The 15,099-nt window shown below is 76.3% G+C and carries 13 protein-coding genes and 1 pseudogene; 7 read left to right on the top strand and 7 right to left on the bottom strand.

What is annotated here, in order from left to right; all coding sequences use genetic code 11:
- Window positions 1-35 precede the first annotated feature (35 nt).
- From BM142_RS00335 to mraZ, 4 genes are all read right to left on the bottom strand, one after another.
- On the bottom strand, window positions 36-1,892 hold the full coding sequence (locus BM142_RS00335) for a peptidoglycan D,D-transpeptidase FtsI family protein (protein ID WP_092194816.1): 1,857 nt from the start codon (window positions 1,890-1,892) through the stop codon (window positions 36-38).
- A 3-nt stretch (window positions 1,893-1,895) separates the two neighbouring features.
- Window positions 1,896-2,378 carry a cell division protein FtsL gene (gene ftsL, locus BM142_RS00340; RefSeq protein ID WP_092194817.1) on the bottom strand — a complete coding sequence of 161 codons (483 nt, stop codon included), beginning with the start codon at window positions 2,376-2,378 and terminating at the stop codon, window positions 1,896-1,898.
- Complete coding sequence (gene rsmH, locus BM142_RS00345; RefSeq protein ID WP_092194818.1) at window positions 2,375-3,367, bottom strand: 16S rRNA (cytosine(1402)-N(4))-methyltransferase RsmH; 993 nt, start codon at window positions 3,365-3,367, stop codon at window positions 2,375-2,377. The genes ftsL and rsmH overlap by 4 nt, the downstream gene beginning before the upstream one ends.
- A gap of 437 nt (window positions 3,368-3,804) precedes the next feature.
- The gene (gene mraZ / locus BM142_RS00350; protein ID WP_092194819.1) at window positions 3,805-4,239 is read right to left on the bottom strand and encodes a division/cell wall cluster transcriptional repressor MraZ; all 435 of its coding nucleotides are present in this window, start codon (window positions 4,237-4,239) and stop codon (window positions 3,805-3,807) included.
- Window positions 4,240-4,508: 269 nt separating this feature from the next.
- Between mraZ and BM142_RS00355 the strand changes: the two genes are divergently transcribed.
- From BM142_RS00355 to BM142_RS00365, 3 genes are read left to right on the top strand one after another with little or no spacing between them, the layout of a single operon-like run.
- Entirely contained in the window at window positions 4,509-5,492 is a 984-nt protein-coding gene (locus BM142_RS00355; protein WP_217640508.1) for an AAA family ATPase, read from the top strand.
- A 6-nt stretch (window positions 5,493-5,498) separates the two neighbouring features.
- On the top strand, window positions 5,499-6,881 hold the full coding sequence (locus BM142_RS00360; RefSeq protein WP_092194820.1) for a DUF58 domain-containing protein: 1,383 nt from the start codon (window positions 5,499-5,501) through the stop codon (window positions 6,879-6,881).
- On the top strand, window positions 6,878-9,247 hold the full coding sequence (locus BM142_RS00365) for a transglutaminase TgpA family protein (RefSeq protein ID WP_092195157.1): 2,370 nt from the start codon (window positions 6,878-6,880) through the stop codon (window positions 9,245-9,247). Before BM142_RS00360 ends, BM142_RS00365 begins: the two co-directional genes overlap by 4 nt.
- 122 nt (window positions 9,248-9,369) lie before the next feature.
- Here the strand turns inward: BM142_RS00365 and BM142_RS00370 are convergent, their stop codons facing one another.
- The 3 genes from BM142_RS00370 to BM142_RS00380 form a co-directional block, all read right to left on the bottom strand.
- Window positions 9,370-9,780, bottom strand: a complete 411-nt coding sequence (locus BM142_RS00370; RefSeq protein ID WP_092194821.1) for a DUF3040 domain-containing protein — start codon at window positions 9,778-9,780, stop codon at window positions 9,370-9,372.
- A gap of 126 nt (window positions 9,781-9,906) precedes the next feature.
- Window positions 9,907-11,241: a DNA polymerase IV gene (gene dinB / locus BM142_RS00375; RefSeq protein WP_256381271.1), complete on the bottom strand. Its 1,335-nt coding sequence runs from the start codon at window positions 11,239-11,241 to the stop codon at window positions 9,907-9,909.
- 80 nt (window positions 11,242-11,321) lie between these two features.
- A complete protein-coding gene (locus BM142_RS00380) occupies window positions 11,322-11,972 on the bottom strand; it encodes a permease (RefSeq protein ID WP_254790436.1) in 651 nt (216 codons plus the stop codon).
- Between the two features lie 291 nt (window positions 11,973-12,263).
- Between BM142_RS00380 and BM142_RS00385 the strand changes: the two genes are divergently transcribed.
- The 4 genes and pseudogenes from BM142_RS00385 to BM142_RS00400 all read left to right on the top strand — a co-directional run.
- Entirely contained in the window at window positions 12,264-12,500 is a 237-nt protein-coding gene (locus tag BM142_RS00385; RefSeq protein ID WP_092194822.1) for a BatC protein, read from the top strand.
- 68 nt (window positions 12,501-12,568) lie between these two features.
- The gene (locus BM142_RS00390; protein WP_175527030.1) at window positions 12,569-13,774 is read left to right on the top strand and encodes a cupin domain-containing protein; all 1,206 of its coding nucleotides are present in this window, start codon (window positions 12,569-12,571) and stop codon (window positions 13,772-13,774) included.
- Complete coding sequence (locus tag BM142_RS00395) at window positions 13,771-14,733, top strand: sucrase ferredoxin (RefSeq protein WP_254790437.1); 963 nt, start codon at window positions 13,771-13,773, stop codon at window positions 14,731-14,733. Before BM142_RS00390 ends, BM142_RS00395 begins: the two co-directional genes overlap by 4 nt.
- Before the next feature lie 139 nt (window positions 14,734-14,872).
- Window positions 14,873-15,099: pseudogene (locus tag BM142_RS00400) on the top strand (hypothetical protein); the annotation flags it as partial.

A 15,099-nucleotide genomic window follows, 5' to 3' on the forward strand; every position in this document is an offset into this window, starting at 1 on the left:
CCGGCGCCGACGCGCCGGGTCCGGTCGGGGTGGGGTCAGGGTGTGCCCGTGAGCGCGAAGTCGGGACGGGCCGTCCCGGACGGGACGATGCCGTCGGCGGTCAGGGCGAACCGCAGGATGTCGGCGAACACGGGCGCGGCGACCTGCCCGCCCTCGGCGGCGCTCGTGGGCCGCTCGAGGTCGACGGCCACCACGTACTGGGGGTCGTCGGCCGGGGCGAACCCGACGAATGTGGTGACGTACCCGCCGCCGGCGTAGCAGTTGCACTCGGGGTTGGCCCGCTGCGCGGTGCCGGTCTTCCCCGCGACCCGGAAGCCCTCGATCTGGCCGAGGGGTGCGGTGCCGCCGGGTCCGACGACGGCCTCGAGCATGTAGGCCATCCGCTCCGCGGTGGACTCGCTGACCACCCGCGCGCCCTCGGGGGCCGGCACGTCGGTGACCCGTCCGTCGGGGCCGGTGAGGGAGTCGACGATCCGCGGCGGCAGCCGCACCCCGCCGTTGGCGATCGCCTGGTAGACCGAGGCCATCTGCAGCGTCGTCACCGACACGCCCTGGCCGATCGCGATGTTGGCCGCCCGGATGCCGCTCCACTCGTCGGAGTCCTGCAGGATGCCGGCGCTCTCGCCGGGCAGCTCGATGCCGGTCGCCGCCCCGATGCCGAAGGCCCGCAGGTAGTCCTCGAGCTTCTGGTCCCCCACCTCGCGGGCGAGCATGATCGTGCCGACGTTGCTGGACTTGGCGAGGATGCCGGTGACCGTCCAGTCGACCGGCTCGTGGTCGTGCGCGTCGGTGACGACCCGGTCCCCGGCCTGGATGTGCCCGTCGACGGACAGCACCGTGTCCGGGTCGGCCACGCCCTCCTCGAGGGCGGCCGCGAGGGTCACGGCCTTCATGACCGAGCCCGGTTCGAACACGCTGGACACGATCGGGTTGCCGAGCAGGTCGGGGTCGGTCGTCGAGTAGCTCCCGGGGTCGTAGCCGGGGCAGGAGCCCATGGCGACCACCTCGCCGGTGGCCACCTCCAGCACCACTGCGGACGCCCTCGTGGTGGCGCCGTCGGCGCAGGCCTCCCCGAGGCGCTGCTCGGTGACGAACTGCAGGTCCTGGTCGACCGTGAGGGTCACCGAGTCCCCGTCGGTCGCCGGCGTGGACTCGTCGATGCCCGACGGGATGGGGTTGCCCCCGCTGCCGACCTCGACCCGGCGGGTGCCCGGGGTGCCGGCCAGCTCCTCCTGGAAGGTCTGCTCGATCCCGGCCAGTCCCTCGCCGTCCCGGCCGACGAACCCGGTCACCTGGCCGCCGACGCTCCCGGCCGGGTACAGGCGGAGCGGGTCGTCCTCGAAGAGCACGCCCGGCAGGTCGAGCGCGTCGATGGCATCCGTCGTCTCCGGCGGGACCTGGGTGGCCAGGACGACGTACCGGCCGTCCGCCGACAGCTTCTCGGTCAGCTCGGGCACCGGCACGCCCAGCAGCGTGGTGAGGGCCAGCGCGGTCCGCTCGGGGTCGGTGACGACCTGGGGGTCGGCCACCACCTTGGACGCGTCGACGGAGTATGCGAACGGATCGCCGTCGCGGTCGAGCACGGCACCGCGCAGGGCCGCGACCGGGTAGGTCTGCATCCGGTCCGCCGCGGCGGCGCTGGCGTAGGCGGCGCCGTCGACGCCCTGGAGGATGGCCAGCTTGCCGACGACGAGCACCAGCAGGGTGATCATGAAGGCCAGCCCCCACTGGTTGCGCACCCCCCGCTGGCTCACCGACAGCCCCACGCCGCTGCGCCGGCTGCCGGGCGCTCGGCGGGACGTGAAGGGGCCCGGCCGGCCGGTCGACCGGGGCGCGCCCCCGGGGCGCTCGGGTCGGCCCGCGCCACCGGTGCGGCGGCCGGAGTTCGGCACGGGTCAGTCCCCGGCCGGGGCCGGGGCCGGGGCGGGGGCCGGTGCGGGGGTGCCGCGCAGCACGGCCCCGCCGTCGGGGTCGATCACGAGGTAGCCGGCCGGTCCGGCCGGGACCAGGCCCGCCGCGACGGCGCCCGCCGCGATCTCGGCCGGCGTCTCCCCGCTGACCACCTGCTGCTCGAGCCGCTGCACCTCCTGGGCGCGGGCGGCGTTGTCCGCCCGCAGCTGGGTCGCCTTCAGCGAGTCGACGGCGATGGCGGTGTTGAGGACCAGCAGGCCGAGCGTGGTGCCGACGAGCATCGCCACCACGAGCAGCACGAACGGCGCCCGGGGGTGCCGGAGCGCGCGGGGGGCGCGGCGCCGGGCCCGCGCCGGCGGGACGCCGGGGACGAGGGTGAGGTTCGGGCGGGCGGCGGCCCGGGGGGTGGCGCGCGGTGCGGTGCGCGGGGACGCGACGCCCTGGACTCGGGCGGTGGCGCGGGTCATGCGGCCCTCCGGATGCGTTCGGCGGCCCGGACGCGCGCGGACGCGGCCCGGGGGTTGACGGCGAGCTCGTCGGCCGAGGCCGATTCACCGCCACGGGTCAGCAGGCGCAGGACCGGGCCGAGCTCGGGCACCGGCAGCGGGAACTCCGGCGGGGTCCGGTCGAGCGCGCCGGCGGCGAGGGTCTGCTTGACGATGCGGTCCTCGAGGGAGTGGAAGGTGATCACCACGACGCGACCGCCCACGGCGAGCGCGTCGACGGCGGCCGGCAGGGCCCGCTCGAGCACCCCCAGCTCGTCGTTGACCTCGATGCGCAGGGCCTGGAACGTCCGCTTCGCCGGGTGCCCCCCGGTCCGGCGCGTGGCGGCCGGGATCGACGCGCGCACCAGCTCGGCGAGCCGGGCGGTGCCGGTGAACGGTTCGCGGTCGCGCTCGCGGTCGATGGCCGCCGCGATGCGGGAGGCGAAGCGCTCCTCGCCGTAGACCCGGAGGACGCGCGCCAGCTCCTTCGGCGAGTAGGTGTTGACGACGTCGGCGGCGGTGCGCGGAGCCTCCGGGTCCATCCGCATGTCCAGCGGGGCGTCCGCGGAGTAGCTGAAGCCGCGGTCGGGACGGTCGAGCTGGAGCGAGGAGACGCCGAGGTCGAACAGCACCCCCTGGACCTCGTCGATGCCGAGCCGGGTGAGCACGTCGGGCAGCTCGTCGAAGACGGCGGGCACGACCGTGGCGCGGTCGGCGTGGCCGGCGGCCGCGATCCGCCGGGTGGCCTCGGCCCGTGCCTCGGGGTCGCGGTCCAGGCCGACGAGCCGCAGGCCGGGGTGGGCGTCGAGCATCGCGAGCGAGTGGCCGGCCAGGCCCAGGGTGGCGTCGACCAGTACGGCCCCCTCGGCGGAGCAGGCGGGGGCGAGCAGCTCGGTGACCCGTTCCAGCAGGACGGGCACGTGCACGGCCGGGCGCGCGGGGTCGGGCGCCGCAGCATCCGTGCTGCTCATCGTTCCTGCCTCTCGAACGGTCCGGGGGTGGCTGCCCGGATGGTGCCGCGCGCACCGGCCCGGGGGTGGGACGCAGCGGTTCCGGTGGAGCTGGGTGGGGCGGAGGGGCTCTGGTGGGGCCGGGTGGGGATCGTGGGGCCGGGTGGGGATCGTGGGGCTGGACGGGGATCGTGGCGGGGCGTTCCCCGGGTCCGGGTGGGAGCCCGCCCCCCGCGGGAGCCGCCTGGCGTCGGGGAAGAGCGCCAGGTGACGTCCCGCGGGGGCGGGGACGGTCCGCCCACCCGCGGGCGGGAGCGCTGGGAGGACGAGGGACCGAGCCGCGGGGAAGGCGGCTGGGGCCCGGGCGGTCGAGCCGCGGGGAAGGCGGCTCGAACGGTGGTGTCCTCGACAGGTCCGGTTCGCAGGCGTCGCACCAGGAGATGCGGGCAGTCCCGGGATCACGACAAGGTCGGCATCCCCTCGCTCTCCAGGTCGGCGTAGGCCGCCTCCAGCTCGGCCACGTAGGCCTCCCAGTTGGCGGCGTCCCAGATCTCGAAGCGGGTGTCCACGCCGACGATGACGACGTCGCGGTCCAGCCCGGCGTACTCGCGGAGGCTCGCGGGGATGGTGATGCGGCCGGTCTTGTCCGGCTCGATCTCGACCATCGACCCGAAGCTCATGCGGGCGGCCATGCGCGCCCGTGCGGTGTCGGAGGGGGCCATGGCGGCCATCGCGGCGCTCTGCTCGGCGACCCGCGCCATCGTCAGGCCGTAGACGCAGCGCTCCTGGCCCTTCTTGATCACCATGCCGCCGGCCACCTGCTCGCGGAAGCGGACGGGGAGGGCGAGCCGGCCCTTCTCGTCGAGACGCAGGGGGTAGCTGCCGACGAACACCGGATCACCCCCTGCATCTGTCCTCCACTGGCTCCGCAGCGACCCCTGAACAGTCCCTGCCTCCCCACCAGGCGACACAGTAACCCACTGGCCCCCACTGGACACCACTCGACGCCGTGTCGTGACCCGGCCGCTCCACCCCCGCCCCGACGGGCCTGGCACCCCGCGACGGCGCTGGTCAGGGCTGCGGCACGGCCCCCGGGTGGGCCGCGGTGGGGAGCGGGGGCGACCTCCGGTCGGGATCCGGCACGGACACGTACGGTGGGGACGTGACGGAGGCGACACGCACCGCCGACGAAGCGGCCGGCCCGTCGGTCGACGTCGCCGCGGTGGGGGCCGGTATCGCGGCCAACATCGGGCGCGTGGTCCAGGGCAAGGACGACGTGGTGCGGCTGGCGATGGTCGTGCTGCTCGCCGAGGGCCACCTGCTGATCGAGGACGTGCCCGGGGTCGGCAAGACCACGCTGGCCAAGGCGCTGGCCGCCTCCGTGGACGCCACCGTGCGGCGGATCCAGTTCACCCCCGACCTGCTGCCCAGCGACGTCACGGGCGTGGCCGTCTACGACCAGGAGTCCCGCGCGTTCGAGTTCAAGCCCGGCGCGGTGTTCGCCAATCTCGTCGTCGCCGACGAGATCAACCGCGCCTCCCCCAAGACCCAGTCCGCGCTGCTCGAGTGCATGGAGGAGCGCCAGGTGACCGTGGACGGCGTCAGCTACGAGCTGGCCCGGCCGTTCATGGTGATGGCGACGCAGAACCCGCTGGAGATGGAGGGGACCTACCCGCTCCCGGAGGCCCAGCGCGACCGCTTCACCGCGCGGGTCTCGATGGGGTATCCCGGCCGGGAGGCCGAGCTGGCGATGCTCGACGGGCGGTCGACCACCGACCCGCTCGCCGCCCTCTCCCCCGTCGCCGATGCCGCCGCCGTGCGCGACCTGGTCCGGGCCGTGGGCACGCTGCACGTGTCCGACGCCGTCCGGCGCTACGTCGTCGGGCTGGTGGAGGCCTCGCGCCGGTCACCCCACCTCCGGCTGGGCGCCTCGCCGCGGGCAGGGCTCCAGCTCCTGCGGGCCGCCCGCGCCTCGGCGGCGCTGTCCGGGCGCGACCACGTGCTGCCCGACGACGTCCAGCTGCTGGCCGCCCCGGTGCTGGCGCACCGGCTGCTCCTGACCGCCGACGCCGCACTCGGCCGGCGCAGCCCCGAGCAGGTCGTCGCGGAACTGCTCTCCACCGTCCCGGTCCCCCGCGGGCGCTGAACCGCCGTGCCCACACCGGCTGGCCGGGCGCTCTCGTCCCTGACCGTCCGCGGGCGCTGCGTGGTCGCGGCGGGCGGAACACTGCTGCTGGTGGGTGCGCTGCTCGGCGAGCGGCCGCTGGTGCAGCTGGCGGTGTTCGCCCTCGCCCTCCCGCTGCTGTCGGCGGTCGCCGTGCTGCGGCAGCGGTTCCGGATCAGCGCCCGCCGCACCGTCACCCCGCCGCGCGTCCCGCGCGGCGGGTCGGCGGAGGTGTCGCTGGAACTGACCAACACCGACACCAGGACCGGCGGTCTGTGGGTGCTGACCGAGCAGGTGCCCGCCGGCCTCGGCGCCTCCCCGGGCTTCGTCGTCGAGCGGCTGGCCCCGGGCGGGCGCACGGCACTGACCTACCGGGTGCACGGTTCGCGGCGGGGCCGGCACGTGCTCGGCCCGCTGCGGCTCCGCCTGGTCGACCCGTTCGGCCTGGTCGAGCGCAGCGCGGTCGGCGCCGACAGCGCCCCGCTGCTCGTCGTCCCCCGGGTGCGTCCGCTGGGGGCCGGCGGCCCGGCCGGTGTCCAGAGCGGCGGCGGCGACGGCACCCGTCGCACGCTCGCCGTGCACGGCGAGGACGACGTGAGCGTCCGGGAGTACCGCCAGGGCGACGACCTCCGGAAGGTGCACTGGCGCGCGACCGCACGGACCGGTGACCTCATGGTCCGGCTCGAGGAACGGCCGTGGCGGGCACAGGGGACCCTGCTCGTCGACACCCGTGCCCGCGCGCACCTGATCGCACCGCGCGTCCGGGCGGACCGGGCCGGTGGCGTGGTCCCCGGCCCCGCCGGTGACGACTCCCCGCCGGCGGACAGCCTGGAGTGGGTCGTGGAGGCCGCCGCCAGCATCGGCGCGGAGCTGGCCCGCAGGGGCGCCGTGCTCCGCGCCGTCACCGACACCGGTGAGCTGCTGCCGCCGTCCGGGCGCGGGCAGCTCACCACCGAGGATCTCCTCGCCCGGCTGGCGGCCACCGGCCCGTCCCGGTTGCCGGGGCTGGCCGGGGGCGTGGAGCAGCTGTGCCGGGCCGCCGGCGACGGGCCGGTCGTCTGCCTGCTCGGCGCGGTCGGCCCGGACGACGTGGTGGAGCTGATCCGCGGCCGGTCCGGCCCGACCACCGATCTGGCCGTCCTGACCGACATCGAGAGCTGGGCGGCACCGGCGCCGGGCCGTGGACGCCGGCTGTCGGATGCCTCCCGTGGCGCCCTGACCGCACAGCGGGAGGACGCCGCCGCACTGCTGCGGGCCGCCGGCTGGCGGGTCGCCGTGGCGCGGGCCGACACGACCGTCGGTCAGGTGTGGGCCGAGCTGGGCGCGCCGCGGCCGGCGGGGACGCCGGGCCGGCAGGGGGCCCCGGCATGACCGGACAGGACGTCCGGCCGGCGGTCGCCGCGGCGGTGGCCACGTTCCTGGGTGCCCTGGCGCTCGCGCCGGTCTACACCTCGGCGGCCTGGCTGGATCCGGTGCTGATCGTCGTCCTCACCGTCCTGGCCGGTGGCCTGCTCGCGCGCGCCGCCGGCGCGCGGACGTGGGCCGCGGTCCGGCCGGGACGGGTTCCGCCGGCCCGGGTCGCGGCGCTCGGGGTGGCCCTCGTCCCCCTGGCCCAGCTGCTGCTGCTCCTGGCGGTGCTCACCACGCTGTTCGCCCCCGCCGAGGCGATCGCCGGGATCGTCCCGACGGCGGCCAGCCTGGAGCAGCTGGCCGCGGTGTTCGCCGACGGCTCGGCCGAGCTGCAGGAGCAGGCCACCCCGGCCCTGCCCCTGACCGGCCTGCTCTCGCTGACCGCCCTCTTCGTCGGGCTGATCGCCGTCCTCGTGGACCTGGTGACGGTCGCGGGGCGGCAGGCCACCCTCGCCGGGCTCGGCCTGCTCGTGCTGTTCTGCGTGCCGGTGGCGACGGTCACCGGCGGCATCGGGTTCCTGGCACTCGCCGCTCCGGCGGCCGGCCTGGCCCTGCTCATGTGGACCGATCAGCGGAGCCGGCTGGCCGCGGCCGGCCGGCGGAGGCGGGACAGCGCGGGCACCGGTGTCCGGACGGCCGTCCGGACCGGGCTCGCGGCACTGGCCGCCGGCGTGGTGCTCGGGGCCTTCGTCCCCACCCTGCCGGAGGGCTCCCTGGCCACCGGCCTCGGCGGCGGGTCCGGGGGCGCCACCGGCACGGCCATCGACCCGGTGGCCGCCATGCAGGGCCAGCTGACCCTGCCCGAGCCGATCGACCTGCTGCGGGTGGATGCCTCGGTGGCCGATCCCGGCTACCTGCGCGCCGTCGCCATCGACGAGTACGACAACGAGGCCGGCTGGTCGCTGAGCAACCTCAGCGGCGAGGAGTCCATCGCCGGGGACGGCCCGCTGGCGCCGCTGCCCGTCCGGCAGTCGACCCGGGCGGTCACCGCGACGGTCGACGTCCTCGAGCACGACGACCGGTTCCTGCCCACGCTGTTCTCACCCCAGTCGGTCCGCCTGGACGGCGGCGACGAGGCGGCGGCCGACGGATGGCGGTTCGATCCGGGAACCGGGACCGTCTACGGCCGCGAGGTCACCAGCGGGGGCCTGCGCTACGCGGTGACCGCCAGCGAGCCACGGCCGACGCCCGCCCAGCTGTCCGAGGCCCCCCAGCTGAGCCCCGACGACCCGGTGCAGCAGCTGTTCACCGCCCTCCCGCTGCTGGATCCGCGGGTCACCGACGTGGTCGCCGGGGTGACCGCGGGGGCGAGCACCCCCTACGAGCGGGTGCGCAGCATCCTGGAGTTCCTGACCGACCGGGGCAACGGGTTCGTCTACAGCCTGTCCACCGCACCGGGGACCACCGGCGACGACCTGGTGGACTTCCTGCGCCTGCGCCGCGGCTACTGCGAGCAGTACGCCGGCGCGATGGCGGTCATGGTGCGGGCGGCGGGGGTGCCGGCCCGGGTGGCGCTGGGGTACACGCCCGGCACCGAGCAGGCGGACGGCAGCCGGTTGATCACCAGCGATGACGCCCACGCCTGGGTGGAGGTGTACTTCGCCGACCTGGGCTGGGTGCCCTTCGACCCGACGCCCATCGCCCGCGACCGCGCGGTCGAGCTGCCGTGGGCACCCCGCGCCGGCGAGGAGGACGGGCCCGACGACCGGGCGGCGGCACCCGTTCCGACCGCGCCCGCCCAGCCCCTGCCCTCCGCTCCCCTGGACCGTGCCGGGGGTGGGATGCCCGGGACCCAGCAGGGCGGGACGGGAGACGGCACGCCGTGGCCGCTGGCGGGCGCGCTCGCCGCCGTCGTGCTCGCCGGTGCCCTCGCGGCCGCGCCGGCCGCGATCCGCGCCGTCCAGCGCCGCCGCCGGGTGGCGGCCGGGACGGCCGGCGCCCTGTGGGACGAGCTGACCGCGACCGCGCTGGACGCCGGACTGCGGCTGCACCCGGCCTGGACCCCGCGGCGGGCCGCCCGCGAGCTCGGCGCGGTCCTCGACCGGACCGGGACACCCGGTGCGGGCGGCGAGGCCGTGCTGCGGCTGGCCATGGCGGAGGAGTCCGCCAGCTACGGGCCGGCCGCCCAGCAGGAGGCGCCCCCCGCGCTGACCGACGCGCTGCACACCGCCCGGCACGGACTGCTCGCGGTCCTGCCCCTCGGCGCCCGGGTGCGCGCCCGGCTCTGGCCGGCGTCCCTGGTCAGCGGCGCCGGGAGCCGGCTGGCCGTCGCGACGGCACGACGGCTGCCCCGCCGGCTACGGCGCGGGTCGGCCCGCCCCGCCTGAGCAGCACCCGCCCCGGCACATCCGAGCAGCACCCGCCCCGCCCCGCCCGAGCAGCACCCGCCGCGGCACGCCGGGAGCCGCCGTCCGGACGGACGGCGGCTCCCGGCGCAGGCGGCGGGGGGCTACTGGTCGTAGCGGCGGCGGAAGCGCTCCTCGAGGCGGCTCTTCAGCGGCTGGCGCCCGGGGCGGCTGCCGCGGCCGGCGCGGGCGGCCCCGGCCGGGCCGCGGTCGCCCGCCGGCGCACTGCCGGCCTCGACCACGCCGGTCGCGGCCTTGTAGTGCAGGACGGCGAGGGCGGCGCCGGCGAACATCACCAGCGACCCGACGGCGCCGATGGGGACGGACTGGGCGACGGCGCCGCCGACCAGGCCGGCGAGGCCGACGATCACCAGGAGGGCGCCTATCTGCAGCCTCCGGCGCGCCTTCTGCCGGCGATCGCCGGTACGCACAGACGAGGCGAACTTGGGATCGTCATCGACGAGGGCGCGCTCGATCTGCTCCAGCAGACGCTGCTCGTGTTCGGAGAGCGGCACGTCGACCTCCAGGTGGGCGGAGCCAAAGCCGTCGGTGGCTCCCGCCGACGGTGACTTCGAGGATACGAGGCCTTTGCAGGCTGCGAAAGGCGACCACGCGGCGACCCGTCCTCGATCGTCGCTCGATCACTCCTCCGGGTAGGGAACGACCGGGGTGCCGTCCCGGTTCCTGGCTCGCTGACCAGCGGTTTCGTGCCGCCCGACCTCCCGCTGCCCACCCTGCCCCTGCCCACCCTGCCGCTGCGCACCCTGCCCCTGCCCACCCGGCCGCCCCGACCGGTGGAGGAGCGTCGCCGGCCGGACCGCGCCGGCACCGAACCGGCGGGCCGCGCGGTCCGCGGCCAGCTCGGCCTCCCGGCGGCCGTGCTCCCGGGCGCCGAGCTCGAGCTGCTGCGGCGCGGAGCCGGCCTCGACCAGCCGCTCGGCGCGGACGCCGACCAGCCGGATGCGGGCCCGCTCCAGCCCGAGCGCGTCGTAGAGCGCGCGCGCGGTGTCGTAGAGCTCCTGCCCGACGTCGGTGGGGACGTCGAGGGTGCGGCTGCGGGTGATCGTGGCGAAGTCGGCGAACCGGACCTTGATGCTCACCGTGCGGGCCAGCCAGCCGCCGGCGCGCAACCGGCCCGCCGTCCGCTCGGCCAGCAGCAGCAGCTCGCGGTGGATCACCGCGGGGTCGTCGACGTCGGTGCCGAAGGTCTCCTCGTGCCCGGTGGACTTCTCGGGCTCGTTCGGGACCACCCGGCGCGGATCGCGCCCCCAGGCCAGTTCGTGCAGGTGCCCGCCCGCGGCCGCCCCCACCGCCCGCTGGAGGGTCCTCGCCGGCACGTGCGCGAGGTCGCCGACGGTGCGCAGCCCGAGCCGGAGCAGCTGCTCCTCGGTCTTCGGGCCCACCCCCCAGAGGGCGCCGACCGGCAGCGGGTGCAGGAAGTCCATGACCTCCGCCGGGCGGACGACCAGCAGCCCGTCGGGCTTGGACCGGGTGGAGGCGAGCTTGGCGACGAACTTGGTGCCGGCCACCCCCACCGAGCAGGTGATCCCCTGCTCGTCGAAGACCCGGGCCCGGATGTACTCGCCGATCTCGGCGGCGTCCCCCAGCCGGCGTCCCGCGCCGGAGACGTCGAGGAACGCCTCGTCCAGCGAGAGCGGCTCGACCAGCGGGGTGATCGAGCGGAACAGCGCCATCACCGACCGCGAGACCTCGCCGTAGAGCGCCATGTCCCCCGGCAGCACCGTCGCCGTCGGGCACAGCCGCAGCGCCCGGGCGGTCGGCATGGCCGCGTGCACCCCGTACCGGCGGGCCTCGTAGGTCGCCGACGTGACCACGCCCCGGTTGCCCGCCCCGCCCACGATCACCGGCGTCCCGGCCAGCTCCGGCCGCCGGCGCACCTCGACGCTGGCGAAGAACGCGTCCATGTCGACGTGCAGGACGGTGCACCCCTGCGCGCGACCGCCCCCTCCCCGCACTCCGGCACCTCTCCATGCGTCGACCCCGTCGTCGAACAGGTGTTCGACGACGGGGTCGACGATAGCGGATTCCGGTCAGGTCAGGCGGCGACCCGCTGGCGCTCGGCGTCCGTGCGGCTGGGCCACATCTTCGCCCCGAGGACGCCGCCGATCGAGGCCGCCACGATGCCCAGACCCAGGCCCAGGGCGGCCCAGCTGGCACTGGAGGTGGCCACGTCGGCCGCCTGGCCGGCCGCGACATCGGGCAGGTTCGCCTGCTGGATACTGGTCACGTCGGTCACGACGCCCGCCAGCGAACCGAGCAGGGCCCCGCCGCCGAACAGCGTCAGGAACACGATCGAGACCACCGACAGCGCCCACACCAGGATGCCGTGCAGCAGTCCGTCGCTGAACCCGCGCCACACCGCGCTGGCCCCGGCGGTGAGGCCACCGAGGAACAGCGCGATCAGCCCGTTGATCCCGCTGAACCAGTCCGCGTTGTTGCCCGTGTCCCCCGGGCCGACGTCCCACCAGCCCAGGGCCAGCGTGGCGACCTGGAGCAGGAGGAAGGTCGGGACGGCGACGATCAGCCCGGCCCACACCGGACCCCAGCGGACCCGGTCCCGCCGGGGTGGCACCTGGACCGCCGGTGCGACCGCGGTCGCCCCGTCGGCCGGCCGCTCGTGGACCACCTCCTCGTGGGCGACGTTGTCCTCGAGCGTGGTGTCGGTACGCGTACGGCTCTCGGTCATGAGATCGATTCCTCCCGTGCGTCGGGCGTTCTTCCGGCTGCGCAGGGACGTGGTCTCACCGCCTGCACGGGGAGGGATTCCCCTGTCGTCCGCGGGCACCCCCGATGCCGGTCGGCCGTGACCTGATCGTCATGTGCGTCGACCTGCCGCGGGCACCGCCTGACGGGAAACCCACTGGTGGGAGGGCGGGAAACCCTGGTGGGAGCGGAGGTGTCAGACGAGGATGGGAGAGGTAAGCAGCGACGGGAGGCTGCCGACCGGCAGTCCCGCACCGACCTGGACGGAGACGCCATGGCTCTCGACGACGACGACATGACCAGCACGGAGGGTCCGGCCGACGGCGGCGCCTCCGGAACGCCGGGCACGCACGACGGTGGCGCGGACGGTGGCGCCGACGGCGGCGCGCACGGCCCGGCCGACGGCGGTGCCGACGGCGGTGCCGACGGCGGTGCCGACGGCGGCGCGGACGGCGGTGCCGACGGTGGCGCGGACGGCGGTGCCGATGGCGGCGCGGACGGTTCGGCCTGACCGAGATCCCGACCACCCAGGGCCGGGCGGAGCATGAGCTCCGCCCGGCCCTGCGGCGGTGCACGAACATGGACCCCGAGGTCTTCGCGGACCGGTACTGGGCCCGCAGGCCGCTGCTGACCCGCGCTCAGGACACCGGCGGCTCCTTCGCCGACCTGCTCGACCTGTCCGCCGTCGACGAGCTGCTCTCCCGCCGCGGGCTGCGCACGCCCTTCCTGCGCATCGCCAAGGACGGCACCGTGGTGGACGCGAAGCGGTTCACCACGTCCGGCGGCGCCGGGGCCGAGATCGGCGATCAGGTGTCCTCCGACGCGGTGCTCCGGCTGTTCGCCGACGGCAGCACCGTCGTGCTGCAGGGTCTGCACCGGCTCTGGCCGCCGCTGATCGAGTTCGCCGACCAGCTGGCCGCCGACCTGGGGCATCCCACCCAGGTGAACGCCTACGTCACCCCGCCGTCCTCGCGCGGGTTCAGCCCGCACTACGACGTGCACGACGTCTTCGTCCTGCAGGTGGCCGGAGAGAAGCACTGGACGATCCACGAGCCGGTGCTGCGCGATCCGCTCCGGACGCAGCCCTGGAACGACCGGGCCGACGAGGTGGCCGCCGCCGCCGATCGGGAGCCGGTCGTCGACGCCGTGCTGCGGCCCGGCGACGCCCTCTACCTCCCGCGCGGCTACCTGCACTCGGCGACGGCGCTGGGCGAGATCAGCGCGCACCTGACCATCGGGGTCCACTCCGTGACCCGCTGGTCGGCGGCGGAGTCCGCCCTGGACCTGCTCCGAACCCTCGCCGCCGAGGACGAGCGGCTGCGGACCTCCCTGCCCCTCGGTCTCGACCTGAGCCGCCCCGACTCCGTCCGGGACGAGGTCGCCACGGTGATCGCCGGCCTGCAGGACTGGCTGGGCCGGGTCGACCCCACCGACGTGGCCGACCGCCTGCGCGCCGGCACCTGGGCACAGGTGCGTCCCGAGCCGGTGGCGCCGCTGGCGCAGTCCGCGGCGGCCGCCGCACTCGGCCCCGGAACGGTGCTGCGGCTGCGCCGCCGACTGCGGTGCAGCCTGCGGGACGCCCCCGACGGCCGGCTGACCCTGCTGGCGGGACGGCGCTCGCTGTCCTTCCCGGCCTCGGTGCGGGATGCACTGGCCGCGCTCCTGGACGCCGGCGAACTCAAGGTCGGGGACCTGCCCGGCCTCGAGCCCGGCGACCGGCTGACCCTCGCGCGACGGCTGGTGACCGAGGCGATCGCCACCGTCCCCGATCCCGGCCCGGCGTGACCGACGGCTCCCCCCGGGACCCCGACGACTTCTGCCGCACGCAGGTGCCGGCCCGGCCCGCGGGGCGGCTGGACGACGCCCGCTGCTCGGTGCAGGCGCTGCTCCGCGGCGACTCCCCCATGGCCACCGCCGCCCCCGCGCAGCGCTGGCTGCTCATCGAGCAGCCGGGCCCGTGGGGCCGCGACGCCCTGACCGAGTCGCGCTTCGACGCCGCGGTCGCCCCCGACCTGGCCCGCCGTTCCCGCGCCGAAGGAGTGCGGCTGCTGCTCGTCCGGCGTCCCGGCGACCGGCTGGCCGACTCCGGGCACCGTTGGGCCTATGGCGACAGCCGCCCGGGACGCGAGGGGCTGTGGTGGTCGGTGCGGTCGTCGGACGCCGACCTGCTCACCGCCCCCTGGGACGGATCGGTCGGCGAACCGGCGCCGGGCCCGACGTACCTGGTGTGCACGCACGGCGGGCACGACGCGTGCTGCGCCCTGCGCGGACGGCCGCTGGCCCGTGCCCTGCCGGCCCCGGCGGACGTCTGGGAGTGCAGCCACCTGGGCGGGGACCGGTTCGCGGCCAACGTGCTGGTGCTGCCGCACGGCTTCTACTACGGGCAGGTGCCCGGGGACGGGGCCGAGCTGGTCGCCGCCCACAGCCGCGGAAGGGTGGCGCTGCCCTGGCTGCGGGGGCGTGCCGGCGTCCCCATCCCGGGCCAGGCCGCCCAGCACTTCGCCCGCGGCGAGCTGGGGCTGCTCGACGTCGACGCGCTGCCGGTCGTGGCGGTCACGCAGCACACACCGGCCGGTGCGTCGGTCGAGCGGTGGACGGTGACCCTCGCGGGGCCGGACGGCGACGTGGTGACCAGCGTCGAGAGCCGGCCCTCCGCGGTGGCCGCCCCGCTGACCTGCCACGCCACGCACCCGGCGCACTCGCGGACCTGGCACGTGGCGTTCGCGGCCGCCGACGCCCCGTGACCGCCGGACGCCGGGTCAGACGGTATGACCCGACCGATCCCGTGGGGAGCGGTTGCGGGTCGGGGCCTTCCACACCAGAAACGTGGGTTACCGGGGAGGAGCCCCTGCCCGGCCTATCCGACATGTGTGGGAGGCCCCGATGGGTGTGGAGCGTACGAGCGTCGGGCTGGACGTGCACGCACGATCGGTGTCCGCGGCGGCGATCGACGGCGTCACGGGCGAGTTGATCAAGAAGCGGCTGGTACCCACGACCGACACCGTGATCGAGTGGGTGCGTGGCCTGCCGGGTCCGGCGGCGGTCACCTACGAGGCCGGGCCGACCGGGTTCGGGCTGGCCCGGGCACTGGCCACCGCGGGGATCCGCTG

It is taken from the genome of Blastococcus tunisiensis, assembly GCF_900112815.1.
Taxonomy (GTDB): Bacteria; Actinomycetota; Actinomycetes; order Mycobacteriales; family Geodermatophilaceae; genus Blastococcus_B; species Blastococcus_B tunisiensis.

What these genes read in the sequence shown, in the direction of transcription:
- rsmH (WP_092194818.1), bottom strand. Translation starts at nt 3,367, where the DNA reads ATGAGCAGCACGGATGCTGCGGCGCCCGACCCCGCGCGCCCGGCCGTG.
- BM142_RS00380 (WP_254790436.1), bottom strand. Translation starts at nt 11,972, where the DNA reads ATGACCGAGAGCCGTACGCGTACCGACACCACGCTCGAGGACAACGTC.
- BM142_RS00365 (WP_092195157.1), top strand. Translation starts at nt 6,878, where the DNA reads ATGACCGGACAGGACGTCCGGCCGGCGGTCGCCGCGGCGGTGGCCACG.
- ftsL (WP_092194817.1), bottom strand. Translation starts at nt 2,378, where the DNA reads ATGACCCGCGCCACCGCCCGAGTCCAGGGCGTCGCGTCCCCGCGCACC.
- BM142_RS00390 (WP_175527030.1), top strand. Translation starts at nt 12,569, where the DNA reads ATGGACCCCGAGGTCTTCGCGGACCGGTACTGGGCCCGCAGGCCGCTG.
- BM142_RS00385 (WP_092194822.1), top strand. Translation starts at nt 12,264, where the DNA reads ATGGCTCTCGACGACGACGACATGACCAGCACGGAGGGTCCGGCCGAC.